This is a genomic window from Legionella erythra (assembly GCF_001467615.1).
GTDB classification, from domain to species: Bacteria; Pseudomonadota; Gammaproteobacteria; order Legionellales; family Legionellaceae; genus Legionella_C; species Legionella_C erythra.
Genome location: NZ_LNYA01000034.1, coordinates 531,903 through 557,798, shown reverse-complemented (window position 1 = coordinate 557,798; position 25,896 = coordinate 531,903). Strand labels below are relative to the sequence as shown.

The window sequence follows — 25,896 nt, the reverse complement described above, 5'->3', positions numbered from 1 at the left end:
TTAAAGACAGGTGACTGTGAGTAAGAAACGCAAAGATCCCCACTATAAGAGGGAAAAGGAAAAATACAAGCTGCCCATTCCAAGCCGTGAATGGATTATGCAGGTACTGGAAGAATACGGGCGTCCCATGTCTCGAAATCAGTTAATCGACAAACTGGAAATCGAGGAGCAGGAACAGGAGGCCCTGGGTTTCCGCCTAAAGGCCATGGTACGGGATGGGCAGATCATGCAGGATCGGCGCGGCCGCTACTGCCTGCTCGGGCGCATCAATCTGCAACGCGGGACGATTCAGGGTCATCCTGATGGCTATGGCTTTTTTATCCCGGATGACGGCAGTGACGACATGGTTGTTTCGGCCAAGGACATGCGCGAAGTCATGCATGGCGATGTGGTGCTTGCTTACCAGAGCGGCGTGGATCGCCGCGGCCGGCCGGAAGCTAAGATTCATGAAGTGGTCGAACACGCCAACGCCAATGTTGTCGGCCGATTTTTTACCGAACACGGCGTTGGGTTTTTAATTCCTGACAACAAACGTCTGACCCAGGATATTTCGATTCCCATTGAATTTGCGGCAGGCGCCCGTAACGGCCAGATTGTGTTGGCTGAAATCATCGCCTTTCCCACCAAACGCAACCAGCCGATAGGGAAAATTATTCACATCCTTGGCGAGCACATGGCGCCGGGGATGGAAATTGAAGTGGCTATTCATGCGCATGGCATTCCAGCTGCCTGGCCGGAAGACGTGCTGACCGAAGTGGCTAAAATCCCCATGCAGGTCCAGGAAGCCGATTTAAAAGGCCGCACTGATTTACGGGATTTACCCTTCGTGACCATCGATGGGGAAGATGCCAAAGATTTTGACGACGCGGTCTATTGCTACAAAAAAGGAAAAGGCTACCAACTGTATGTGGCGATTGCGGATGTCAGCCATTATGTATCCAAGGATTCAGCCCTGGATAAAGAGGCGGCGAATCGCGGCAACTCGGTGTATTTTCCAGGCAAGGTGGTGCCAATGCTGCCAGAGGCCTTGTCGAATGGCATATGCTCGCTCAATCCCAAGGTAGACAGGCTCTGCATGGTCGCTGAAATGTCCATCAGCGCCGAAGGAAAAATTACCCGCAGCCGTTTTTATCGTGCGGTATTTCATTCTCAGGCGAGGCTGACGTATACCCAGGTTGGGCAGTGGATGGAAAGCAATACCATCGATCCGCAATACCAGTCTCTGCAACCGATGCTAAGTTCTCTCTACGAGTTGTATCACGTACTACACAAGGCGCGTAAAATCCGCGGCGCCATTGATTTTGATACCACCGAAACCCGCATTGAATTCGATGACAACCGCAAAATTCAGCGTATTCTGCCGGTAATAAGGAACGATGCGCATCGATTGATTGAAGAATGCATGCTGGCGGCTAACGTTGCGGTGGCACGCTTTCTCGAGAAAGCGTCCATTTCTGTCCTGTATCGGGTTCACCCGGTGCCTGAAGAAGACAAGATTCTGGCGCTGCGCCAGTTTCTGGGCGAACTGGGCCTGACCTTGGGCGGGGGTAAAAAGCCGCACCCCAAAGATTTCCAAAAAACCATGGGTATGATTGACAACAGGCCGGAAAAACATCTGATTGAAACCGTCATGCTGCGTTCGCTTAAACAGGCACAATACCATGAGAGCAACGATGGCCATTTTGGTCTGGCTTATTCCGCCTATACCCATTTTACTTCTCCTATTCGCCGCTATCCGGATTTATTAATCCACCGTGCTATCGGCCACCTCATCGATAATCACGCTGCCGATCAATTCATTTACAGCGAGGATGACATGAATCGACTGGGGCGGCATTGTTCCGCCACCGAGCGGCGGGCGGATGAAGCCACGCGCGAAGTAGTGGCCTGGTTAAAATGTGAATACATGCAGGATAAATTGGGGCAGGTATTTCAGGGCACTATTTCTGCGGTCACGGGCTTTGGCATTTTTGTGGAACTCGATGAAATCTACGTCGAAGGCCTGGTCCATGTGACCTCGCTGCGCAATGATTATTATGCCTTTGATGCTGTCAAACACCGTCTTGTCGGTGAGCGCGGCGGGCATGTCTACCGCCTTGGTGACAAGATGAAGGTGTTGGTGGCGCGCGTGGATCTCGATGAACGGAAAATTGATTTTGAGCCGGTTGAGTCAGAGAATAATCATGAGTGAGCAATATGTTTACGGCCTGCATGCCGTTAAGGCATTGCTGAGCAATCCGTATCGAACCACTAAAAAACTTTACGTCAATCAGGAGCGCCTGGATCAGAAAATACAGGCTATTCTGGAATTGGCGGAACGCCGCCATGTTGTGGTGGAAAAAGTCAACCAGCAGACCATGAATCAACGCTTTTCAGCCTTTACCCATCAGGGGGTTGTTGCAGAAGCGGCCCCCATGCGCGATTTTAATGAAAGTGATTTGAAAGAATTATTGGCAGCAGGCCAATCACCAGTGCTTATTCTGATTTTAGACGGCATTACCGATCCGCATAATCTCGGCGCCTGTTTACGCTCAGCCGATGCAGCCGGGGTTAATTTTGTCATGATTCCCAAAGATAAAAGTGCCAGCATCACACCTGTAGTCAGCAAAGTTGCCTGTGGGGCGGCGGAATCGGTGCCGCTGGTGCGGGTGACCAATTTGGTTCGGGCAATGGAAATCATCAAACAGGAAGGCGTCTGGATTTATGGTGCTGCGGGTGAAGCGACTGAAAGCCTTTATCAACTCGATTGCCGCTCGTCCATCGCGCTGGTCATGGGCGCGGAAGGTGATGGCCTCAGGCGGTTAACCCGTGAACATTGCGACGGACTTTTCTCACTGCCCATGCTGGGCAGTGTCGACAGTTTAAATGTGTCAGTGGCTACAGGCATTTCTCTTTATGAAGCTATCCGCCAGCGTCTAAGTGGCTTACAGGGTTAGATCCATAACGATTTCCTGAGTGGGGTAGTGGAAATGCGCGGGTAACGGGATCTTCAACAGCGGTCCGCGGCTCACAAAAGGACGCAGGTAGTCATAATGGTGCTCATCCGTATGGAGCGGGTAATGGTATTTCTTTAAAAGATTATCCAATCCATCGCGAAAGGCATGGCGCTCGGTTTTATTTGAGACCAAGACGAGTTGGGTCCTGATGCAATAAATTCCTCCCACTAACTCATACTCGGATAAGGGTTGGGTGGTTAGCTCTTCAAACCATTGCAATAAGGCATTGTATTGTGATGAGCGCCAGGATGAACAGGCCTGAAAGAGCCCGCAACACGTAAAACGATGCTCATCAATGAAGCGATTGCAAAAGGCTCGTAATCGCATCAGTTCATACTTTATTTCAATAACGCGCAAATAGCCTGTCGCGTTACTTAGCGTTTGATGAGCCTGATGCAGGGTTTTTGTGTCTTCATCTGTCAGGGTTTTATTCCCTAAAACCATGGCCAGCAGATTGGCATAATGATCGATGGCGGTGGCCACCACATGGATTTTGATTTCCAGGGATTTGCGGCTATCGTTATCAGCAGGATTTTGCGGTTTAATAGTCACTTCAATTTCAGCATTGTTGAGTGCTTCCTGCAGGTAATCGTTGAATTTGCCCTGGACGCTGTCTTGAAGCAGCAGCAAAATATCCTTAATGGGCAGTATGGCGCTCTTAAAAAGCCCATGCTGGTTTGATTTATCTGTTACAGACGAGAGAAACGGTGCGAGCGGGCTTTCATCGACCGCCTTGCGTTCCTCATCGGACAATTGCTTCAAATCCAGGCATTGCGGCAATACCTGCTTGCGAAGGTTCTCGAGGCTTTTTAAGGGATCGCGGTTATCGTATTTCATGGTGAATCCTTTCATGTCCATGCGAAGTTTTAGTGTAAAGGTTGCTCACTGGTATTAGCAAGTCACAGGAATGCCTTGACTTGACGCTGTGATCAAGTCTGCCTATGCTAATTGAAACTAGGGAATGGTTATGGCTAAACACGCAAAAACAATCAATTTGGCCTTGCAGGGCGGCGGCACGCATGGCGCCCTGGCCTGGGGAATATTGGACAGGCTTCTTGAAGATGGGAGCATTGCCATGGATTGTATCTCAGCGACCAGTGCGGGGGCGATGAATGCCGTCATCCTGGCGCAGGGGATGGCCAATGGAGGACCTGACGAAGCCCGTGCCCTGTTAGCCCATTTCTGGAAAAAAATAAGCGACGCCGGCGCTTTTTTTAGCCCGGTCAAAGTGACCTGGCTTGAACAATGGATGGGGATTACGCCTGAATTCTCCCAAGGCTATTTCCTGTTTGACATGATGACCAAATTATTCTCCCCCTATGAATTCAACCCCGCCAATATCAATCCTTTGCGCGACATCGTGCAATCCCTGGTTGATTTTAAACAGATTAGTCAAAGCCGCATGCTGCGGCTGTTTATTTGTGCGACGAATGTAAAAACCGGCAAGATCAAAGTCTTTCAAAATGGGGAAATCAGCCTTGATGCCGTGATGGCTTCCTCCTGCCTGCCTTTTCTTTTTCAGGCCGTCCAGGTTCAGGATGATTATTACTGGGATGGCGGGTATATGGGCAATCCAGCGCTGTTTCCTCTCATATATGAGTCCCACCACAACGATATTCTGATAATTCATATCAATCCCATTCAGCGTGAAAAAATTCCCCAAAAGGCCTCGGAAATAATCAATCGCATGAATGAAGTGAGTTTTAATTCCTCGCTGATGCGTGAAATGCGGGCGGTCGCCTTTGTCAGCAAAATGCTGGATGAAGGCTGGATTAAGGATGAGTATGCCAAAACCATGAAGCGAGTCTACATGCATGCCATACGGGCGGATAAAGCCATGGAAAATTATTCAGTGGCCAGTAAATTAAATACCGATTGGGAATTTATTCTGCACCTGTTTGACCAGGGACGTCATTTGGCTGATGATTGGTTAAAGGAAAACTTTATCCACCTGGGTAAACGCTCAAGTATCGATATTAATGAATACCTCTAAAACCAGTGCAATCACTACCGTGTTTGCAGGATTGCTCCTGGGCACTCTGGTGGCCGTGGATTGCCTGTCCTATGCCTCGTTAATTTTCAGCGGTTCGTTATCCTCTGATCTCTTGTATGGGATTTCCGCCGGTTTATTGGGATCGGGTATTCTGTTGATACTCATGGCCTGGTTTAGTTCTTCCCGATACACCATTGCTGCCTCGCAGGATATTTTTGCTATTATCACTGCTCTGGTGGCCGCATCCCTTGCCCAGGAATTGCTGAAACTGGACAGTGGAATTGATCCGCTGCCGACCGTGATGATGGCGATTGTCATTATGTCCCTGCTGTTAGGGTTGACCATGTATGGATTAGGGGTTTTCAGGCTTGGAAAGCTGGTTCGTTATATCCCCTACCCGGTCATCGGCGGCTTTCTGGCCGGGACTGGATGGCTGCTCCTCGTCAGTACCTTGCAATCCATTGTCGGCGGCCACTCCACCCTGAGTATGTTTAAAGCGCTCACTCAGGAATCAACGCTGGCGCTCTGGATTTTACCGGCAGCACTGGGCGGCAGCATCCTCATCCTTGAGCGGCTGCTGGCCAGCAGCCGGGTGTTCCCGGCCATGGTTATTTTAAGTTTTCTCGGGTTTTATCTCTATTTATTGTTTCAGGGTTTTTCACTGGGTGACGCTAAAAAAGCGGGTTTAATGCTGGGGCCTTTCCCAGAGGGCCAACTCCCGTTGTGGCCCAGTGGAAAAACGCTTAATCAGCAGGTGCAATGGCACCTGCTTTTTAATCACATGGCTGATTATTTTGCTCTGGCCGTGCTCGGCATGATCAGCATGCTGCTTAATATATCCAGTTTTGAAATAAGCAGCCGCGAAAACATGGACATTAACCGTGAATTAAAATGCAATGGCCTCGCCAATGGTTTAATTGGCTTGGGTGGCGGGTTGGGGGGGTATCATATACTGTCTTTCTCCAAAACCAATCTTCATTTTCGTCTGGGTCAACGCGCGGTGGGTATCCTGGCCGGTATTTTCTGCCTGTTGTTACTGATAGCCGGGGCAGAATGGCTGACCTTATTGCCCAAATTTATTTTCAGCGCGCTGCTGCTTTATGTCGCTTTTGATTTTTTGCTGGAATGGTTGGTCACCATCAAAAAGAAAATTTCCTGGCTGGATTACCTCATCGTGCTGATGATTATGGCAACCATTGTGTTCCTGGGGTTGCTGACCGGTATCGTTATCGGCCTGCTCCTGTCGTTAGCCATCTTCTTTTTCCGTTATAGTCGTATTCCGGTGGTGTCTTCCATGCTGTCCGCGGATGTATTGCACAGCCATGTTGAACGCAACGAGGCCGACAAGCTTTTACTGGAACAACACGGCAACAAAATTCTGATTGTCAATGTCCGGGGCTATCTCTTTTTTGGCAATGCCTATGACATCCTCAATCGCATTCGCAAACAGCTGGATAAGGGCCTGCCTTGTGATTATTTAATCATTAATTTTAACCAGGTCACCGGAATTGAGGTATCGGGTGCTTTAAGCTTCATTAATTTGCTCAATTATGCCCAGAAACAGCACGTTAGGGTTCTGTTTACTCATCTTCCCCGAGTGATTGAACAGGAAATCCAGCGGTTTGCTGCAACCGAACACAAAAAACTGCCCTATAAAAAATTCGCGGATCTTGATCATGCACTTGAATGGTGTGAAAACGCGTTGATGCGGAAATACCAGGCGGGGAAGCAGGATGATTATAAATCGCTTTTCAACTTAAGTTTTCCTGAAATCAAACAAATAGATGATTTGTTGTCTTATGGGGAGCGGCTGGTTTTCAGCCGGGGAAGTATTGTCTGTGAAGAAGGCGAGGAAACACGGGAACTGTTTTGGATAGCCCAGGGTGAACTGGAAATCATTTTAGGCTATGGCACAGCAAGAGAAAAACGATTGCGACGCCTGCTTGCCGGCACCATCGTCGGCGAAATGGCTTTCTATTTAAACCAGCCCCGTACGGCGTCAGTCGTGGCGGCCCATGAGTGTCTGGCCTATCGCTTTACTGCTGAAAGTCTTGGTAAAATGACGGAGGAACAGCCGGAACTGGCTGCCGCGTTCCATAAGGGAATTGTCAAAATAATTGCCAAGCGCCTGTTTTATGCAAATCGCCTGCTGGCCAATGATTCCCTGTAATGCGGTTGACGATGTGTAATAAGGCAGAGTACGATTGCTAACTTATGAGGGAATTCAGGGACACACTCACATGAAAAAATTGCTCTTTTTTTGCTTATTGGGTCAGGCCTTCGCTGCTTACGCACAGCAGGCTATCGGCACTGTTCTGTTTGCCAGCAATCAGGTGACGGTTGAGCGCAATAACCAAAAATTGCCGTTAACACGCGGCGCTTCCTTTTATGTGGGTGATACCATTGTGACCGGCGCCAATGCCCAGGCCCAGATTCGCTACAGCAACGGGACCCTGGTTGCCCTGCAACCCAATTCGACTTATGAGATTACCAGCTACACACCGCAGAGTAAGGGAATTCAAAGCCAGGCGAATTTAAAAAGCGGGGGTGTGGAGTCCACGACCAAGAGCCAGAAAAAAGCTATTTTAAAGACCCCGGTGATTGCTCTGGCAATTTCTGGTACCTCTTATCGGGCAATGGTGGTAAAATCGCCAACATCAGAAAAACGATGCAAAAACAATAGGAATCTCAAAGCCACACGCGTTGCCACCCAGGTTTATCAGGGACAGGTAACCATGGGTGACACCCGATTGGGGCCTAAGGAAAAATACAAAAGCGCCACGTACGACTGCGTTTCAGGCCAAGTGACTCCCGGGTACATCTCCTGGGGCGCCTTGGGTTGGGTCGTCAGTGCAGCCTCTAAAGTGGAGCCGGCTTTAATGGCGATTGATGTGATTGGTCAATTGGTTCCAAGTAACGTGATCGATACAGCGGTAGAGTCACCGCTTGGGCCAACATTAACGATAACGCCTGATTTTCCGCCATTCTTTGCTACCTAGTTGCAAGGAATGATTTAATAATAATTTTGCTCGATTCTGCTGAATAAAAAGCATTATAATTTTAGGTTAACAGGGGCCTGATGCCAAACTGGCAGCCTTTTTAGGGCCAAGTAACCTGCATGGAGTAGCTATGAATAAGAATAAGTGGTTATGCTATGCCTGTCTGCTGTTCCCTTTGATGGCGGCTGCCGGCACAGGCCAAAGCAACGAAGATGATGCTTCATTGGACAATGGTCCTTCTGTAAGCCGGTATGATTTGGGTGCGGCATACAGTTACCAGGATTTTAAATTTGATTCTTCCAAATTACTGACCTTTAACCGGTTTAATGGCCATTCCAACCTGTATGGCGTCGGCGGGAATAATTTTCAATTCAACCAGCGCATTTCCGGTGGTTTTTTTATTTATAAACTGGATACGGAACTGAGTTCTCAGCTGCAACTGCTTTCCCTGCCGCTGGTGTCTTCCTCGCAATCGATTCGTAACAACAGCATTTACGCCCATGTACTGACGCGTCTGATGCAACATTTATTTTTTGATTTGGCCGGCGGTTATGGTCAAAACAGCTTGAGCTACAATACCAGCACGCGCTTTGAATTCCAGCAGAAAAACGGCTATGCCAACGCCATCAGTAAAAACTGGTTTGCCAGCGTCTCTGCCCTGTTTACCCATACCTGGAAGGAGTTTGTATTTAACGCCAATCTGCGTGCCCTTCGCACGGAAGTGGACCAGGATCCCTACACGATTCATTTTGCCTTTGATCCAGCAACGCAGGGAGTTCCTTCGTTAACCAATAAAGTGTCTTATTTGCAGGAAAATGCAGAGCTCGGTTATAAAATCAATGACAGCGTTCAACCCTTTGTTGAGGGTGGGTTATTACAGGTTCTTGATTTTTCCAACAGTCGACCGGCATTGACAGGCGTGATTCTGGGACCTGTCCCGGAGTTTAACCTGGATATGAATGGTTATAAAGTGGGCGGTGGTATCGCGTTCAATTACAAACAGTATGTTTTCCGTTTGGAACAACAGTACTTCCAGCGCGGCAGCGTTTACCACAGCAACCAGTCGACCTTGTCAGTGAAAATGAACATAGGATAACCAACGAGTGAGCAATCGTTGGTTGTAGCGCATCTTGCAGGAACTAGCATGAAAGTGACTGGATATGGATGTTAAGGCTGCTTTCAAAGCCAAACGATTGCAAATTCTGGCCGGTTTTCTTGTGTTAATTGCCAGTCTCGGTCTGGAACAATTTCGTCTTGTTGCATCAAGCCATTTTTTGAACAGATTGGATAACTATGTTTATGATATTCTGGTGAGGAACAGCTTAAGGCCAGTGCCTCATTTTCCTCGCGTGGTGATTGCCGATATTGATGACTATTCTGTAGCCCAAAAAGGCCGCTGGCCATGGCCTCGGGCTATTTTTGCCCAGTTAATTGACCGTTTAAAAGAGTATGGCGTCATCATTGTCGCCTTTGATGTTGTTTTTTCCGAGCCCGAAATCAATTACGCACTGGGTTTAAAAGACAAAGTGCTTCATTTGCCTTCGGCCAATTCCTGGCAACCCTTGATTGATACGCTGGATAAACTGGCACCGGCTGTTGACAATGACTTACTGTTTGCCAAAGCCATGCAAAACCATGAAACGGTTCTTGGGTATTTGTTTTATCAGGCTAAACTCAACAAAGGCGCGCTTCCCCCGGGATTAGTCGACGAAAAGCAAGCGGCTATACAATCTGATCAGTTGTCCGTTATTCAGTTTCAAGGCTATCAATCAAGCCTTAAACCATTCATGGAGGCGGCTCGTTTTGGCGGCTTTGTTTCCAATTTTCCCGATGCTGATGGGTTGGTGAGACACGGCCTTTTAGTTGCCGGCTTTGAAAACAAGCTCTACCCAAGTTTGAGTCTGGCTGTGGTTATGCGCTACCTGCTGGTGGATCATGTATCAGTTTTAACTCGGCAAAATGGTGAAGGGAAGGCTATTTTAACGGGGCTTAATGTCGGTGGAACGGTGATTCCCTTGAACCCGTCAGGACAAATCCTCATTCCTTTTTTTGGTGAGCCAGGCTCACTTCCCTATTACTCCATTGCCGATATTCTCGACAAAAAAGTACCCGCTGAGGAATTGGCCGGGGCCATTGTCATTGTCGGTTCGTCCACTATTCTTCTTTCCGATCGCCACCCCACGCCAGTTTCCGAGACGTTCCCCGGGGTGGAGATCAATGCCAATGTGATTGCGGCAATCCTGAATCAGCAAATCCCAACCATCCACCATGCGAACCAGGGCATAAAGCTATTGGAAATGTCGCTCCTTGGGGGTGTGCTCACTCTGGTGCTGCCTTTTCTTGGACCGGTGTGGCTTATCATTCTTTATCTTTTCCTGACCGCAGCTTTTCTACTGGGTTCCTTTTTGTTGTTTATTTATAAAAACCTGTATTTTTCGGTGGCCAGCTTCTGCCTGCTGCTTTTATTGCTGGTATTGGTCAATTTTCTTTATGAATTTGTGTATGAACGGCGGCAAAAAAACAAGATCAAGCGCTTGTTTGGCCAGTATGTTCCTCCCTCGCACATCGAGGAAATGACCAATGCGGCTGAGCAGTTCAGCATGGAGGGAGAAACGCGGGACATGTCGGTGTTATTTTCCGATATCCGCAATTTTACTGCCATCAGCGAAAGCCTGGATGCCAGTACCGTCAAATGGTTGTTAAATGCATTGTTTACTCCCATGACGCGCATTATTTTTGAGCATCAGGGCACCATCGACAAGTATGTGGGTGATATGGTCATGGCCTTTTGGGGAGCTCCTCTGCATGATGAGCGCCATGCGTTCCATGCCGTGGCGGCGGCCTTGGCGATCAAAACCACATTACCGACAATTATCCATCATGGACAGGTCACTTTTCCTGAAATTAAACTGGGCATCGGCATTTCCACCGGCAAGATGGATGTTGGGGATATGGGGTCGGAGTTTCGACGAGCCTATACGGTGATTGGCGACACCGTGAATTTAGCCTCGCGGCTTGAGCAACTCACCAAATTTTACCGTGTGGATATTTTAGTGAGTGAAGCAACGAGGGCCTCTCAGGATGATTTTGTGTGGCAGATGATTGATAAGGTAACCGTGAAAGGTCGGCAGCAACCTGTGGCTATTTATGAGCCATTGGGTTATCAGCAGGAAGCGGATGCTGGCTTACTGGCGCAATTACAACACTATGAGGAGGCACTGCATTATTTTTATCAGCAGCGCTGGGCAGAGGCCTTAACCGCATTTGAGGCGTTGCGGACATGCTATCCTGATAGGTATCTGTATGAACTTTATATCCAACGGATTATGCACCTGCGCACCCAGGATTTACCGGCGGATTGGGATGGGGTTTTTGTGCATACGCATAAATAGGACTGAGCATGAAATTATTATTTTTGGGTACAGCCAATGGATTGTCGGAGAATCCCGGTAATTTCCATTCCAATATGCTGCTCATTATGGATACAGGTAAAACACTGTTAATTGATTGCGGCACTGATATTCGTTTTTCCTTGGCGCATGCAAACTATACCGCAAAGGATATTGATGCTGTTTACATCAGCCATCTGCACGGGGATCACTGCGGCGGCCTTGAATGGCTGGGATTTAAGCGTAAATTCACTACCGATTTGCCGAAGCCTGAGTTGCTGCTCCATGAGCACCTGGTTGATGCCTTATGGGAACATCGCCTGAAAGGCGGTATGGCAACCTTGAAAACAGAAGAAGCCACACTTTCCAGTTATTTTAATGTCATCGCCATGCCGGATAATACTCCTGTTGTTTGGGAAGGCATTACGTTGACGCTGGTTAAAACCGTGCACATGATTTCCAATGGGGTGCTCAAACCCAGCTATGGTGTGCTCATTCAGGGGGAGGGAAGCAAGGCCTTGCTAACGACTGACACGAAATTTAATGTGCCCAGCCTTCTGCCCTACTACCGTCAGGCTGACATTATTTTTCATGATTGCGAAACGTCCTCGTATTTAAGCGGGGTTCACGCCAATTTTGTTGAGCTTAGGCAACTGGATGCCGATATAAAAAGCAAAATGTGGTTATATCATTACAATGACGGGCCACTACCTGACGCAGAGCGCGAGGGTTTTTGCGGTTTTGTTCAACCTGGGCAGGTATTTAATCTCACGTGACAACCCGGCCCCATAGCAGCGCCGGGATTGATTTAGCTGACTTCTTTTGCCTTTGAGGCGATGAATTCATGGATGGTTTTTGAGACACGGGAAACCAGTTGTTCAATTTCGCTTTCACTGATAATTAAAGGCGGCAGCAAACGGATAACGTTTTCGGCGGTGACATTAAACAGGACGCCATGCTTAAGACCAATGCCCCGGGCGTCATTCGCCGGTCTATCGAGCTCGATGCCTAACATAAGACCGCGTCCCCGAATGGCACGTACCGCAGGATGATCGTTGAGTTCACGCATGAGTTTTTCTTTTAGGACGTTGCCGTTACTCGCGGCCTTTTCGCATAGCTTGTCGCGCTCAATCACGTCAAGAACAGTCAGCGCCGTCGCACAGGCTAACGGATTGCCGCCGAAGGTTGAACCATGATTGCCCGGTTTGAAGAGATTGCAGGCACGATGGCTCATTAAGCAGGCGCTGATGGGGACGCCATTGGCCAGGCCCTTGGCTGTTGTGACGATATCCGGGCGGATATTGGTGTGCATGTAGGCAAACAGTTTGCCGGTACGGCCGTTACCGGTTTGGATTTCATCAAGGATGAGCAGCCAGTCGTGTTGATGGCAAAGTTGTTCCACTGCCCGCAAATAAGAGTCATCGGCGGCAAAAATACCACCTTCACCTTGAATCGGTTCAAGCATAATAGCGACGACATCGTCTCGATTGGCCGCAATGGTATGCAAGGCTTCCAGATCATTAAACGGTGCGCGAATAAAGCCGGGTACCAGCGGCTCAAAACCGGCCTGCACCTTGCGGCTGCCGGAAGCGGTGAGGGTGGCCATGGTGCGGCCATGGAAAGCACGCTCCATTACAATAATGGATGGCGTCTCAATACCTTTTTTATGCCCATACAGGCGCGTCAGTTTAATGGCGGCTTCATTGGCTTCGGCACCTGAATTGGCAAAAAAGACTTGCTCCATGCCGGTAAGCGCTGTTAATTTTGCGGCGAGTAATTCCTGTTCCCTGATATGAAAGGCATTGGACGTGTGCAGCAGTTTAGCCGCCTGAGTTTGAATGGTTTTAGTGACGTCGGGATGAGCATGTCCCAAACCGCAGACCGCAATGCCGCTTAAGCCATCAAGATAGGCCTTGCCTTCTTCATCATAAAGCCAGATACCTTCGCCATGGGTAAATGTAATCGGCAGCGGGTTATAACTCGTAATTAGTGCCATTAAAACTCCTTATTAATCATCAGGCGGTTAAACCTGCAATATTATTGCAGGTTATCTTCTACAAATTGCCAATTCACCAGATTCCAGAATGCGCTGACATAGTCAGGACGGGCATTGCGGTAATCGATGTAATAGGCATGCTCCCAGACATCACAGGTCAGCAAGGCATTTAAGCCTTCAGTCATCGGGGTGTTGGCATTGCTGGTACTGGTGATTTTAAGTTCGCCGTCCTTGTCCTGCACGAGCCAGGCCCAGCCTGAACCGAAAGTGGTAATAGCAGCTTGGCTGAATTGTTCTTTAAAAGCGGAAAAGGAACCAAATTTTTTATTAATCAGATCGGCAAGACGCCCTTTTGGTTCGCCGCCGCCGTTGGGGCTTAAACAATGCCAGTAGAAGGTGTGGTTCCATACCTGAGCCGCATTATTAAAAATGCCCCCGGATGATTGTTTAATAATGTCTTCAAGGCTCAACTGCTCGAATTCGGTTCCTGCAATTAATTTGTTGAGATTGGTCACATAAGCATTGTGATGTTTGCCATAATGATATTCCAGGGTTTCTTTGGATATGGTGGGTGCTAATGCTTCAAGGCTATAAGGTAAGGGGGGTAAGCTGAATGCCATGAGTCTTCTCCAGTTTTATTTTTGAGTAGTAAGTGTAGCAGGATGTTCAACATATTCAATGCGGGTAAGGGCTGACCCCAGTTGCTAACTGGTCTTATTTTCGCCATAATTGGCGGTGTTTTTTTAATTTTCAAAAATGTAGGTGACTTTGTGGATACCATTGATAAAATCAAACAACAAATTGCTGAAAATGCGATATTGTTATATATGAAGGGCACGCCTAAAATGCCTCAATGCGGTTTTTCCGCCCGTGCCGTCCAGTGCATTGATGCGTGTGGTGTTGATTTTGCTTATGTCGATGTACTTGCCAATCCTGACATCCGTCAAGCGCTGCCTCAGTATGCCGATTGGCCAACCTTCCCACAGCTTTATGTAAAAGGTGAATTAATCGGGGGGTCTGATATTATTGCCGAACTCTACCAGCAGGGTGAATTGGAAGCCTTATTAAAAGACGCGATTGCTCTTTAAGCATCGTGCCCTGCACACCGTGAATTTAAATCCGCGTACTTAGTACGCCTTTCCTAAGGAGAAGCAGAGATGAGTGTTTTAGTTGGAAGAAAAGCCCCGGACTTTACTGTACCTGCCGTACTGGGTAATGGTGAAATTACTGATAAATTTAATTTGCATGACACCATCAAAGGGAGATACGGACTGGTTTTCTTTTACCCGCTTGATTTCACGTTTGTATGCCCGTCTGAGCTGATTGCTTTGGATCACCGCATGAATGAATTCAAAGAACGCGGTGTGGAAGTTATTGCTGTGTCCATTGACTCGCAGTTTACCCACAACGCTTACCGTAACACGGCAGTTAAAGACGGTGGCATCGGCGCAGTCAAATTTACGATGGCTGCAGACATCGCGCACACCATTTGCCAATCCTACGGCGTCGAGCATCCGGTCGCCGGCGTTGCATTCCGCGGGGCGTTTGTTATTGATAAGAATGGTGTGGTTCGTTCGCAAATCGTGAATGATTTACCCATTGGCCGTAATGTGGATGAGATTCTGCGTATTATTGATGCGGTTCAATTCTTTGAAGAGCATGGCGAAGTATGCCCCGCTGGCTGGCAAAAAGGCAAGGCTGGAATGAAGGCCTCTCCCAAAGGCGTTGCCGAGTACCTGGCTTCTCACTCTGATTCCCTGTAAGGGGTTTTGCCGGCTATATATATAGCCGGCAAATGCTTCGCTTATTCCTGCACGGTTTTAGCCAGCGTTTTATGCCAGGTATTAATCATCCGGCAGAACAATTCCGCTGTTTTTTCCGCATCATAAATGGCTGAATGCGCTTCATTGGTATTAAAAGCAATGCCTGCGGCGGCAGCTGCTTTGGCTAAGACGGTTTCGCCATAAAACAAGCCCCCCAGGGTGGCTGTATCAAAACAGGTAAAGGCATGAAAAGGGCTTTTCACGGCGGTTCGTTTCACGGCTTCCTTAATAAAGAGCAAATCAAACCAGGCATTATGGCCGACAAGGACGGCCCGCTGGCATTTACTTTTGTCCAGTGCCGCCTGGATGGGCGTAAACAGGCGCTCTAAAGCAATTTTTTCATCCACTGCGAAGCGTAAGGGTTGAAATGGATCAATTTGATTGAAGGCCAGTGATTTGGCATCCAGCTCCGCGCCATCAAAAGGCAGAATGTGTTCAAAGTATGTGGTAGCTGGATAATAATGCCCCTTCTCATCCATATCCAGAATGACAATGGACATTTCCAGTAAGGCGTTTTTACAGGGATCAACCCCCGCTGTTTCGATATCAACCACAACGGGGAGAAAGCCGCGAAAACGGTTTTTAAGGTTGGACTTTAATAATGCATTAACCTTCATGAACACTCCAGGCTAATTCTTCCCCTGCGGCCATTGGAATGACGGTGTCTGTGCCGAAATGGAGATACTCAGGGACTTGTTGCGGCTGCTTTTGCAGCACCAATTGGGCTTTATTGATGGGTAATTGATAAAAGGAAGCGCCAAAATGACCCATGAAATGATTCAGTTTTTCAAGCTCACCCAGTTGCTCAAATACCTGAGCGTAAAGGGATACGGCATAGGGAGCAGAATAAATGCCCGCGCAGCCGCAGGCGTTTTCCTTGGTCTGACGGGCATGCGGCGCACTGTCGGTGCCAGCAAAAAATTTAGGGTTGCCGCTGACTGCCGCTTGTTGTAACGCCGCTTGATCGCGCTCCCGTTTAAGGATCGGTAGGCAGTAATAATGGGGCTTGATGCCGCCGCTCAGCAGTTGATTGCGATTATATAATAGATGGTGGGGTGTGATGGTCGCTGCCACCTGCTCACCGGCCTCACTGACAAAATCAACGGCAGCTCGGGTGGAGATATGCTCCAGTACCATGCGCAGCTTAGGGAAATCACGCGTTAAAGGCAGTAGCCCTTCGGTAAGAAAGGCCGTTTCGCGGTCAAAAATATCCCCGTGCGTTATTTCTCCATGGATCTGCAATACCAGATCGCGTTGCTGCATGACCTCTAGCACAGGGTATAAAGCACGTAAAGAACGTGCCCCTTCGTCTGAATGGGTGGTGGCGCCGGCGGGGTAGAGTTTAGCCCCCAGAATCGCATCGCCCGGTTTAATGGCTAACATCTCTTCGGGCTTTACCTGTTCATTAATATAAAGCGTCATGTAAGGGACAAAATCGTAAGAAGACGGCAGAGCCTTTAAAAGGCGCTCCCGATAAGCCAGCACGGCTTTAACCGATGTTAAGGCAGGCTTTAAATTGGGCATCGCAAGCGCACGGCCAAAATGCCTGCCGGTAGCTGGGACGGTGTTCTGAAGTGCATCGCCGTCACGAAAATGAACATGCCAATCGTCTGGGCGAGTAATAACCAGTGTTTGCAAAATAAAGGTTCCACAAAGTTAGCCGATAATAGGGAGCATAACACGGAATAACAAAGCAGGATGAGCAAAAAATGGCTTTGAAGCAGTTTTTTACACGTTCAGTTTTGCCCATCATCGTGATTGGCAGCCTGTGGGGTGAACAGGTGAAGGCGGTGGTGCCTGTTCAATATAAAAGCCCCATGGGTTATGAAAAATGGAAAGTGACAGGCAACCGGCTGCGCTGCGGCTTGTCATTGGTTATACCCAACTACGGTATTGCCTATTTTGAACAGTATGCCGCCAGGCCTCCACATTTTATCATGAGTAAATGGGAGCAGGTGCAGAGAGAATTGCCGGCGGTGGTCTATGCCAAAGAACCTGTCTGGAAGCCGCGGGGCATGCATTTTCCGATTGCGAAAACGGCGCTGACTCCCGGTGAGTTCGCCCTTTTTCTGCCGCGTGATCCCGCCCTCAGTGCGTTGACCTATCTAGCCAGGGGGTTTAACACGCGTATTCACTACCGTTCTGAACAAGGGTTTCCTGTTACAGTCATTCTGTCGCCAATCCATTTTCAGAAGGTCTATGGCAAATATCAGCGTTGCCTGGGTAACCTGCTGCCTTTTAATTACGAGCATGTTAAAACCACGGTGGTCTTGTTTGAGACCAATGATTACAAATTGGAGGAGGTACAGCTGCGACAACTCAAACGCATCGTGACCTATGTGAATGCCGATCCGCAGGTTAAAAAAATCAACATTTACGGGTATTCTGACGATCGGGGGCGCAAATCCATTAACAACGCCATGTCAGAAGCCAGAGCCAAAGCCGTTGAGAAATTTCTGTTAAGTCACGGCATCAACAAGGACCTGATTTATACCACCTGGTTTGGCGTTTTGGATCCGGTCGCGCCCAATACGACGGAGGCCGGAATGGCTTTAAACCGCCGCGTCGTGGTCGAAATAGAGAAAAAAATATAGGCTGCTTCGATTAATCGGCTTCGGCATACATTATATATATACGCAGGTCAATAATCCCCCTTAAACACCCATCTGCTGATAATTAGCAATAATGCTATTTAAATTATCTTATTGTTTCAATAAGATGCATGATTGGTTCTCTCTGCAGAAAAAAGCAAAAAAAAACGTGAATTCAGGTGGCAAAAGGAAAAAAATTCATGTAGCCTTAACCATTAAGCCTGCTTGTGTGAGTTCTGCATTATATTTTTCAGGCTGAATAAAATATGAGCGAATTCGAAGGAAATATTAAGATTGTTGATAAAACTTGCAATTTTAATGTTGACTTTACAAGAATTGGACTAGATAATTTGCCTATGTACGTTCTCGGATAGAGCGATGATTGCGTACTGTGGTCAACACCTTGTTGTGCTTTGACAGCAAAACGGAAAGTTAATAATAAAAAGTGGAGATGAAGCAATGTTAAATTTGAAAAAAACAGCGGTAGCTGTTCTTGCTTTAGGAAGCAGTGCAGTGTTTGCTGGTACCATGGGTCCTGTTTGCACCCCTGGTAATGTCACCGTTCCTTGCGAAAGAACTGCTTGGGATTTCGGTGTACAAGCTTTATATTTGCAACCAGTTTATGATGGCGATTTCGGTTACCGTTTCGCTACTACTGATGCTGCTAACAACACCTACTACCATGACCTGGATCTGGATTGGGGATGGGGCTTCAAGTTAGAAGGTTCTTACCACTTCAGCACTGGTAACGACATCAACATCAACTGGTATCACTTCAGCAAAGATACTGACTTCAATTTCACTGACGATTTATTCGCTTTCGGTGGGGTTGCTAGCGTTGAGCCAAAATGGGATGCTGTAAACTTTGAATTCGGTCAACACGTTGACTTCGGTGAGTTCAAAAACATCCGCTTCCACGGTGGTGCTCAATACGCTCGTATCGACACTGATTTCTGGTCTCAAGTTAACGCTTTAGCTATTCGCGATACAGCTGACCTGCGTTTCAACGGTTTCGGTCCTCGCATCGGTGCTGACATGTCCTACGATTGGGGTAATGGTTTCGCAGTTTACGCAAACGGCGCAACAGCTATCCTGGTTGGCGACAGCAAGTTTGACACAGCTCGTGTGATCAACGGCACTACTGTTGCTACGACTCACGGCTCTAGAACAGCTATCGTTCCTGAGTTGGAAGCTAAACTGGGTGCTAAATACACTTACGCTATGGCTCAAGGCGATTTGACTCTGGATGCTGGTTACATGTGGGTTAACTACTTCAATGCTCAGCATCTTGGAACTAGCCCAGCAATCGTTGGTACTAACGTTATCGAAACGGACTTCGCTCTGCACGGTCCTTACGTCGGTCTGAAGTGGGTTGGCAACGTTTAATTAGCGACTCGGTAAGATTTAAGCCCATCACCTGTGATGGGCTTTTTTTTGATTAAGGGAGTAAAAATGCTTAAAAAAATAACCCTGGCAATTCTAGGAATGAGTATCAGTGGTTTTGCAGCAGCGGGTATGTACGGTACTCCACCTGCTCCAACCTGTACCCCAGGCGATGTCACTGTCCCCTGTGAAGCAAAAAAATGGGATCTGGGAATTCAGGCATTGTATTTAAAACCAATTTATGACGCTGACAAGGCCTACGGTCTCGCCGCCTCCTCATTAAGCGAATACAAAGACGTGGACAATGAGTGGGGATGGGGATACAAACTGGAAGGCTCCTACCATTTCCGCACGGGTAACGACCTAACGGTCGATTGGCTGCATTATGATGTGGACAGTAACAACGGTTCGTTCACTGGCGTATTTCCCTCCCCTCTGGGTGGTGTTGTAAACGCTAATTTTACTCACACATTCACTAACAAGTTTGATCGTGTCAATGCGGTATTGGGTCAGCATGTGGATATGGGTATGCGTAAAAACGCCCGTTTTTATGGCGGTTTCCAATACGCAGATATTCGTGTCAACAGCAATTTGGCTTACAGCGTTGTTTCCCCCACGATCCTGTTGTTGACGTCTGGGGTGTTTGGTACGCAAAATACCGACTTCAATGGAGTGGGTCCTGTCGTTGGCGTTGATTTTTCCTATGACTTAACGGAAAACTTCAGCATTACTGCCAATACCTCTGGATCTATTCTTTATGGAACCGGACGTTATAACGAGGCAACCTTCTTTGGTAATAATCTGGTTGCATTTACTCGTTACGGTACGCAAAAATCGGTGGTTCCCAGCGTGGAAGCCAAGTTAGGCGCCAACTATGCTTATGAAACCGCAAATGGCACATTGAATATTGAAGCAGGCTATCAAGTCTTTAATTACTTCAATTCCTTGCAGCACATTAATCCATTGTGCGGTTGCTTACGAATTGATATGTCTGACTTTGGTATGTATGGCGTTTACGGCGGCCTTAAATGGGTTGCTCCTGCCTAATATTATCCAGACCTTTATAACCCATCTTCGGATGGGTTTTTTATTGGATCTGCGGAAAACTACGTTTTAGACAAATATATTGAACAATCGCTGGCCAGCCTGGCTGCCTCCAGTTATAATCGATTCGCCGAAGCAAGCGGAAGATTGAATTATAATCAGGAGTATCGGTTGTGAAACACAAAGTATTATTTGTAGCCCTGGCTGCCTTGTCCAGTCCGGGTTTTGCTGTAGCCAATAAGGAATTGTTGCAAGAGATTCAACGCCTCCAAAACCAAACCAAAGCCCTTCAGAGTCAGATTAATCAGTTACAAAAGAAAGTGGTGGCTCAAACCACCCAACCGGTGAAGGCCCCTGAGCGGAAAGACAGACAAGCCAAAAAAACCGCTGGAAATACCGCCAACAATAAAAAGCCAATACCCCGGGAAAGCCCGTTGGCCTTTCATAGCAGCCTGCTCTCGGTGCATGCGATTGATAGTCATCCGGAGTCCATCGGTTTTTATCCAACCGCGCTGGTGGCAGATGAACAGGTGTTGACTTATATTGCCGGTACACCGGTCGTATCATCTCCCTACCTTGGTGACAGGCCTGCGTTTGACGGCTCGGATTATATTGTCAATATCTCCAGTATTAACCGGGATATCCGTTTGATGCAGCAACGTCGGCGTCTTTACCGCGCGTACGAACGAATCGGTTACCCAGCGCCTACCATGCCCATCATCGCCATCAGTGGAAAAACCGAACCGGTTGCTACCTTTTCAAGACCGTTCATAGGTAACTCCCAAGGCGACATTACACTGGGCTCCAGTGAGTTGGATGTGGCCGCGGCGTTAAATGATATGGTGGAAGCGTTTATTGGCATCGCTTATGATGAATCGCCGCCAGATTTAAGCAACCAGCGTGTCGCCAATTCGTCTTTTGATTTGAATCTGGGCTTTGTCAACATCGGTAATCTGGACAAGTCGCCGTTTTACTTTACGGCTGGCCAATTGTTTGTTCCCTTTGGTAAGTATTCAAGTGCGATGGTTAGTTCACCCATTACGATGATCATGGCACGCACAAAGGCGAGACCAATTATTTTTGGGTATAAATCACAACAAGGTACAGGTCCTTATGCTGCCGCCTATGCCTATCGCTCCGATACGACTCTGGGCCGTGACGGGGTAGGCGGTATCAATGCCGGTTATACCCTGGAGCAGGGTGATGTCACTGGCGAAATTGGCGCCGGCTACATTGGTACGATTGCCGATGCTGGCGGGATGCAGAATACCGGTTCCCCTGCAGGCACCACCTTCGGCGGGTTTGGCTCAATCACCAATGGCTCTGAAGCGGTTGGCAAAGTGCCTGCCTTTGATATCCATGGCAATGTGAGCTTTGATCGCTACACGCTAGCGGTAGAATGGGTTGGTGCGACTAAACCGTTTAGCCCTAATGCTTTAAGTTTTAATGGCCGAGGCGCAAAACCTCAGGCTGCTCAGGTTGAGGGTGGGGTTACATTTAAAGCATTTGATAAGCCCGCTTCATTGGCGCTGGGTTATCAATGGTCTAAAGACACCCTGGCGCTCAATTTGCCGCGTGAGCGCATCAGCACCGTCTTTAATATCTCACTGTGGAAAGATACGGTCGAAAGTCTGGAATATCGCCATGACATTGATTACCGCAGTGGTGATGTTGCCAATGGCATTGCGCCTCCGGGCGTAGTCAACGCCAATACGCTCGGCACGGGTAAAACCGCCGATACAGTAGTGGCTCAAATTGGTGTGTTTTTCTAAGCAATAAGTCAGCCCTGTGTCTGATCCTAAACAACACCTGTTCGTCTTGGCTCTCCGTGTTAAGTGCTATGCTTAACATATGAGAAGCGAACAGGAAGTTGTATGAGCCCGCACAAAAGGCCGCCCTGGGTTATGCGATGGGTTCTTTGTTTGGCCCTGTTTCTCATTCCCGCAATCACTTATGCAACCCGAATTGTTATTCTCCATGTGGATGGGGCTATTGGCCCCGCCATGGCAGATTATATTCATCGGGGTATTTCCGGGGCAGATCAGGCGTCACTGATTATCCTGCGCATCAATACCCCAGGCGGATTGGATAAGTCCATGCGCCAGATCATTCAGGACATTCTTTCATCGAAAGCCCCCATTGTTGCCTATGTGGCTCCCAATGGCGCCCGGGCTGCAAGCGCTGGAACCTATATCCTCTATGCCAGTACCATCGCTGCTATGGCACCTGGTACGCATTTGGGCGCGGCAAGCCCTGTGCAATTGGGTGGCAACAACAGCCCGGGTGGCAAGAAAAATGATTCGACGATGAGCAAAAAAGTAACTAACGATGCGCAGGCAACCATTCGTTCCCTGGCGCAGTTGCGTGGCCGCGATCCGCGATTCGCTGAACAAGCAGTGACAGATGCCGCGACCATGACCGCTCAGGAGGCATTGCAGGCTGGCGTGATTAATATCATTGCCAGTAATGAACAGGATTTATTGCGAAAATTGCATGGCAGATTCGTCATGCAGAATGGCTTGAAAATTCAACTGGAGACTGAAAATAAACCCATTAATCACCTGAATCCGGATTGGCGTACCCAATTGTTGCTGGTGATTACCGAACCCACTATCGCTTACCTGTTATTGCTTTTAGGCATTTACGGCATCTTTTTTGAATTGATGAACCCGGGCTTTGTATTGCCTGGCGTGATTGGTGCCATTGCGATGCTACTCGCCTTGTATGCCTTGCAGCTTTTGCCGATTAATTACGCGGGTCTGAGCTTAATTCTTCTTGGCCTTCTTTTTATTATTGCTGAAGCGTTTTCTCCGAGTTTTGGCGTCTTAGGTATTGGTGGCAGTATGGCTTTTGTACTAGGCTCTATTCTGTTAATGGATACCGATCACCAGGGTTACCAGATAGCCTGGTCTGCTATTTGGGCCATGGCCGCAGTCAATATTCTGGTGCTTTTTACGTTGCTTGGGATGGCAATCAAATCGCGGCGGCACGACGTTCAACATGGCCTGTCCATCCTGGTTGGCGCTGAAGGCCGCACTATTGAGACGATTAATTTACAGGGGCAAGCCATTATTCGTGGCGAAATCTGGCAGGTGCAGTCTAATTATCCCATCGCTAAGGATAAAAAAATAAAAGTCATTGCCGCAAGTGGTTTGCTGTTAGAGGTCGAGGAAATGAAACCCTCTCAAAAATCAGGGCAGGAAAGTCATGCTGCTCAAGGTAAACAGGATTAATCGAGGAGGTTACTATGGGACAATTTCTCGTTTTTGTTGTCATCATCATCGCCCTGTTGTTGCTGTCTGCATTTAAAGTACTGCGAGAATATGAGCGCGGTGTGATTTTTATGTTAGGGCGGTTCTGGCAGGTAAAAGGCCCGGGTTTAATTATCGTAATTCCGGGTATTCAGCAGATGGTGCGGGTAGATTTACGTACGGTGGTTATGGATATTCCCAGCCAGGATGTGATTTCTCGTGATAACGTGTCAGTCCGAGTCAATGCGGTCTTGTATTTTCGTGTGGTTGAACCCAAAAACGCGATCATTCAGGTGGAAAATTATTTCGAAGCCACCAGCCAATTGGCACAAACCACGCTGCGCTCGGTTCTAGGGCAGCATGAACTGGACGAAATGTTGGCTGAACGCGAGCAATTAAACAGCGACATTCAGCGCATTCTGGATGCGCAAACCGATAACTGGGGAATCAAAGTCGCCAATGTGGAAATCAAGCATGTTGATTTGGATGAAAGCATGATTCGCGCGATTGCCAAACAAGCCGAGGCTGAACGGGATCGTCGCGCTAAAGTTATTCATGCGGAAGGCGAATTGCAGGCATCAGAAAAATTATTGCAGGCGGCCAACGTTTTGGCGCAACAGCCACAAGCCATGCAATTACGCTATCTACAGACTCTGGCAACCATTGCCGGAACGAATAATTCCACTATTATTTTCCCCATGCCGATGGAGTTGGGTGATTTGCTGCGTAAACTGAATACTTAAATCGATGGCTTGTCCATGGGGCTTGAAACCTGAGGTTGCAGTGAGATCGGGGCGGGGAAAAAGTGGCCATAGGCTTTCGTTAAACAGCGTTTTAAAATGGAATCATCATCTTTTATTGTTGGCGAGGGTTGAAAAGCGTTGATGGCATTGATTGCTGCCTCATTATTATAAACCATGGCAAGCGCCAGAATGGGCTTGCCCTCGGGGGACAAGGGATTGGCTCCCCGTTTAAGCAAGGCTGAAAAAAGATCCCAATTAGTGGTTGTACATTCAGAGGTACAGGCCAGCATCAATGGCGTTTGCCCCTCCTTGTTGGCGTAATTGACATTAACCCGTGGGTCATCAAGCAATTCCATTACCGCTTCCGTGTGTCCTTCCCGGCAGGCAAGACACAGCATGCTGTTTTGGTCGGAATCACAGGGGCTATTCATATCAAGGCCGGTTTTTTGACGGAGCATGTTTAGAATAGCTACGTGATTGTAGGCTGCTGCATAATAAAACGTTCGCCTAAGCTGAGTTTTATCGAGAGCAGTAGGCTGACTGCCCAGTGTCAGTACCTCTCTGACCGTGGGGATATCGTTACTTTGAGCGGCGATGGGCAGCAAACCGTACCCACGGGAATTGGTGATAGCCATGTTTTTTTTAGTCACCGGGAACATCAAATCCAGTTTCTTTAAGCGATGCAGTAAACTCGCATGGCGGTTGGCAATAAAGCAAGTGGATAAAATGAAATGGTCGCCTTTTTCAAAAAGCGTTTCATACAAGCGTTCTGTGAGTGCACTGGTTGACAGGATTTGTTGCGGATAGTCCTTTGACTGTTTGTAGAGGTTATTAATGTCCATAAATAACCAGCCGTTGGGATGCACCCGAAAACCCAGACTATGCTCTTCACTGCCGGCGACAATGGCCACATGATCCTCCAGTCTGACCAGCAGACGGGTTTGTTGCAGATACTCATACAACTTGGCCTTGGACGCACAGGGTAATGTTTTCTGATAGACACATTGGGCCGTTTTATGTTCTGGCGTTTTTTGAAAACGAATCATTTTAAGAATGGCATTAATATCGCTTTGTGCCAGGGGTTTATTGTAAACCTCATGATAAACATCCGGGGACTGAGCGAGGCAGATAAGACCCAAAAGTGACGGTAATTCGGCTATGCGTCTATCGTTTTGATTAAGGGCCTGGTGATTTTTTACTTTGTCGCTGATAGCCATCGACTTATCAAGCAGAACGGCTTTGTGTTGCTTTAACGTGTTGAGCAGGCTAAAAAAATAGTCTTCTGACTTGTTGGCTGCGGCTAAAGCCCAATTTAAGGTAAAACCATGGCAGACACCATCGATTTCAACCGGCCAATAGTCTAAACGTTGCAATAGCTGCAATATGTCCTGGTGGGTCAGCGTATCGGTGCCTTTTAAGGATTTATTACGCGCAAACAGTGGGTAGCCCGGGAAGATAAGAGATGTTAACAGGTAAGCGAACGCGCCGATTAAAAGCAAAATGATGACTTCAATCATGCTATGGGTCCTGTTGCCTCTTTCTTACAATAAACCACAAAGAAAATGGTATTGCAACGCGGAATTAAAGCGATTTGTACTCTATATCTGAATGGCTGGATGCATGTTTTACTGAAGTCCGTTTGATTCCTTCATGGAAAATGACCCGATAGCTTCCCCTTAGGCATCCTT

At 47.9% G+C, this 25,896-nt stretch carries 22 protein-coding genes; 16 read left to right on the top strand and 6 right to left on the bottom strand.

Annotation, left to right across the window (positions count from 1 at the left end; all coding sequences use genetic code 11):
* Positions 1-16 precede the first annotated feature (16 nt).
* The gene (rnr, locus tag Lery_RS13815; protein ID WP_058527811.1) at positions 17-2,191 is read left to right on the top strand and encodes a ribonuclease R; all 2,175 of its coding nucleotides are present in this window, start codon (positions 17-19) and stop codon (positions 2,189-2,191) included.
* Complete coding sequence (gene rlmB / locus Lery_RS13810) at positions 2,184-2,936, top strand: 23S rRNA (guanosine(2251)-2'-O)-methyltransferase RlmB (RefSeq protein ID WP_058527810.1); 753 nt, start codon at positions 2,184-2,186, stop codon at positions 2,934-2,936. The genes rnr and rlmB overlap by 8 nt, the downstream gene beginning before the upstream one ends.
* Here rlmB and Lery_RS13805 read toward each other — a convergent pair.
* Positions 2,925-3,833: a hypothetical protein gene (locus tag Lery_RS13805; RefSeq protein WP_058527809.1), complete on the bottom strand. Its 909-nt coding sequence runs from the start codon at positions 3,831-3,833 to the stop codon at positions 2,925-2,927. The two genes, rlmB and Lery_RS13805, sit on opposite strands and share 12 nt — an antisense overlap.
* Positions 3,834-3,963: 130 nt before the next feature.
* Here Lery_RS13805 and Lery_RS13800 point away from each other — a divergent pair, with 130 nt between their 5' ends.
* The 6 genes from Lery_RS13800 (at position 3,964) to Lery_RS13775 (ending at position 12,153) form a co-directional block, all read left to right on the top strand.
* A complete protein-coding gene (locus tag Lery_RS13800) occupies positions 3,964-4,989 on the top strand; it encodes a patatin-like phospholipase family protein (protein ID WP_058527808.1) in 1,026 nt (341 codons plus the stop codon).
* Entirely contained in the window at positions 4,976-7,159 is a 2,184-nt protein-coding gene (locus Lery_RS13795; protein WP_058527807.1) for an SLC26A/SulP transporter family protein, read from the top strand. Before Lery_RS13800 ends, Lery_RS13795 begins: the two co-directional genes overlap by 14 nt.
* Positions 7,160-7,229: 70 nt before the next feature.
* Entirely contained in the window at positions 7,230-7,988 is a 759-nt protein-coding gene (locus Lery_RS13790) for a FecR family protein (protein WP_058527806.1), read from the top strand.
* 130 nt (positions 7,989-8,118) lie between these two features.
* On the top strand, positions 8,119-9,084 hold the full coding sequence (locus Lery_RS13785) for a hypothetical protein (protein ID WP_058527805.1): 966 nt from the start codon (positions 8,119-8,121) through the stop codon (positions 9,082-9,084).
* 64 nt (positions 9,085-9,148) lie between these two features.
* The gene (locus Lery_RS13780; protein WP_058527804.1) at positions 9,149-11,380 is read left to right on the top strand and encodes a CHASE2 domain-containing protein; all 2,232 of its coding nucleotides are present in this window, start codon (positions 9,149-9,151) and stop codon (positions 11,378-11,380) included.
* An 8-nt stretch (positions 11,381-11,388) separates the two neighbouring features.
* The gene (locus Lery_RS13775; protein ID WP_058527803.1) at positions 11,389-12,153 is read left to right on the top strand and encodes an MBL fold metallo-hydrolase; all 765 of its coding nucleotides are present in this window, start codon (positions 11,389-11,391) and stop codon (positions 12,151-12,153) included.
* Between the two features lie 32 nt (positions 12,154-12,185).
* Here Lery_RS13775 and Lery_RS13770 read toward each other — a convergent pair whose 3' ends face one another.
* Together Lery_RS13770 and Lery_RS13765 are read right to left on the bottom strand one after the other, a co-directional pair.
* Entirely contained in the window at positions 12,186-13,373 is a 1,188-nt protein-coding gene (locus Lery_RS13770) for an aspartate aminotransferase family protein (protein ID WP_058527802.1), read from the bottom strand.
* 41 nt (positions 13,374-13,414) lie between these two features.
* Positions 13,415-13,993 (bottom strand): superoxide dismutase, encoded by a 579-nt coding sequence (locus Lery_RS13765; RefSeq protein WP_058527801.1) that lies wholly within the window; start codon positions 13,991-13,993, stop codon positions 13,415-13,417.
* Positions 13,994-14,143: 150 nt separating this feature from the next.
* Here Lery_RS13765 and grxD point away from each other — a divergent pair, with 150 nt between their 5' ends.
* Positions 14,144-14,461: a Grx4 family monothiol glutaredoxin gene (gene grxD / locus Lery_RS13760; RefSeq protein ID WP_058527985.1), complete on the top strand. Its 318-nt coding sequence runs from the start codon at positions 14,144-14,146 to the stop codon at positions 14,459-14,461.
* A gap of 69 nt (positions 14,462-14,530) precedes the next feature.
* Positions 14,531-15,136 carry a peroxiredoxin gene (locus Lery_RS13755; RefSeq protein WP_058527800.1) on the top strand — a complete coding sequence of 202 codons (606 nt, stop codon included), beginning with the start codon at positions 14,531-14,533 and terminating at the stop codon, positions 15,134-15,136.
* A 41-nt stretch (positions 15,137-15,177) separates the two neighbouring features.
* Here the strand turns inward: Lery_RS13755 and rnt are convergent, their stop codons facing one another.
* Both rnt and pyrC read right to left on the bottom strand, forming a co-directional pair.
* Entirely contained in the window at positions 15,178-15,813 is a 636-nt protein-coding gene (gene rnt / locus Lery_RS13750) for a ribonuclease T (RefSeq protein ID WP_058527799.1), read from the bottom strand.
* The gene (pyrC, locus tag Lery_RS13745) at positions 15,803-16,834 is read right to left on the bottom strand and encodes a dihydroorotase (RefSeq protein ID WP_131750980.1); all 1,032 of its coding nucleotides are present in this window, start codon (positions 16,832-16,834) and stop codon (positions 15,803-15,805) included. The genes rnt and pyrC overlap by 11 nt, the downstream gene beginning before the upstream one ends.
* A gap of 71 nt (positions 16,835-16,905) precedes the next feature.
* On the opposite strand from pyrC, the gene Lery_RS13740 reads away from it, so the two are divergent.
* The 6 genes from Lery_RS13740 to Lery_RS13715 all read left to right on the top strand — a co-directional run bounded on the left by Lery_RS13740 (position 16,906) and on the right by Lery_RS13715 (position 24,208).
* The gene (locus tag Lery_RS13740; RefSeq protein ID WP_058527797.1) at positions 16,906-17,790 is read left to right on the top strand and encodes an OmpA family protein; all 885 of its coding nucleotides are present in this window, start codon (positions 16,906-16,908) and stop codon (positions 17,788-17,790) included.
* A 456-nt stretch (positions 17,791-18,246) separates the two neighbouring features.
* Positions 18,247-19,173 carry an Lpg1974 family pore-forming outer membrane protein gene (locus tag Lery_RS13735; RefSeq protein ID WP_058527796.1) on the top strand — a complete coding sequence of 309 codons (927 nt, stop codon included), beginning with the start codon at positions 18,247-18,249 and terminating at the stop codon, positions 19,171-19,173.
* Between the two features lie 66 nt (positions 19,174-19,239).
* Positions 19,240-20,217, top strand: coding sequence for an Lpg1974 family pore-forming outer membrane protein (locus Lery_RS13730; protein ID WP_058527795.1), 978 nt, complete (start codon positions 19,240-19,242; stop codon positions 20,215-20,217).
* Between the two features lie 170 nt (positions 20,218-20,387).
* On the top strand, positions 20,388-21,986 hold the full coding sequence (locus Lery_RS13725) for an LbtU family siderophore porin (protein WP_058527794.1): 1,599 nt from the start codon (positions 20,388-20,390) through the stop codon (positions 21,984-21,986).
* Positions 21,987-22,088: 102 nt separating this feature from the next.
* Entirely contained in the window at positions 22,089-23,447 is a 1,359-nt protein-coding gene (locus Lery_RS13720; RefSeq protein WP_131750979.1) for an NfeD family protein, read from the top strand.
* Positions 23,448-23,461: 14 nt separating this feature from the next.
* Positions 23,462-24,208 (top strand): slipin family protein, encoded by a 747-nt coding sequence (locus tag Lery_RS13715; RefSeq protein ID WP_058527793.1) that lies wholly within the window; start codon positions 23,462-23,464, stop codon positions 24,206-24,208.
* Here the strand turns inward: Lery_RS13715 and ankG are convergent.
* Positions 24,205-25,725, bottom strand: coding sequence for a Dot/Icm T4SS effector AnkG/AnkZ/LegA7 (gene ankG, locus Lery_RS13710; RefSeq protein ID WP_058527792.1), 1,521 nt, complete (start codon positions 25,723-25,725; stop codon positions 24,205-24,207). The two genes, Lery_RS13715 and ankG, sit on opposite strands and share 4 nt — an antisense overlap.
* Positions 25,726-25,896 lie beyond the last annotated feature (171 nt).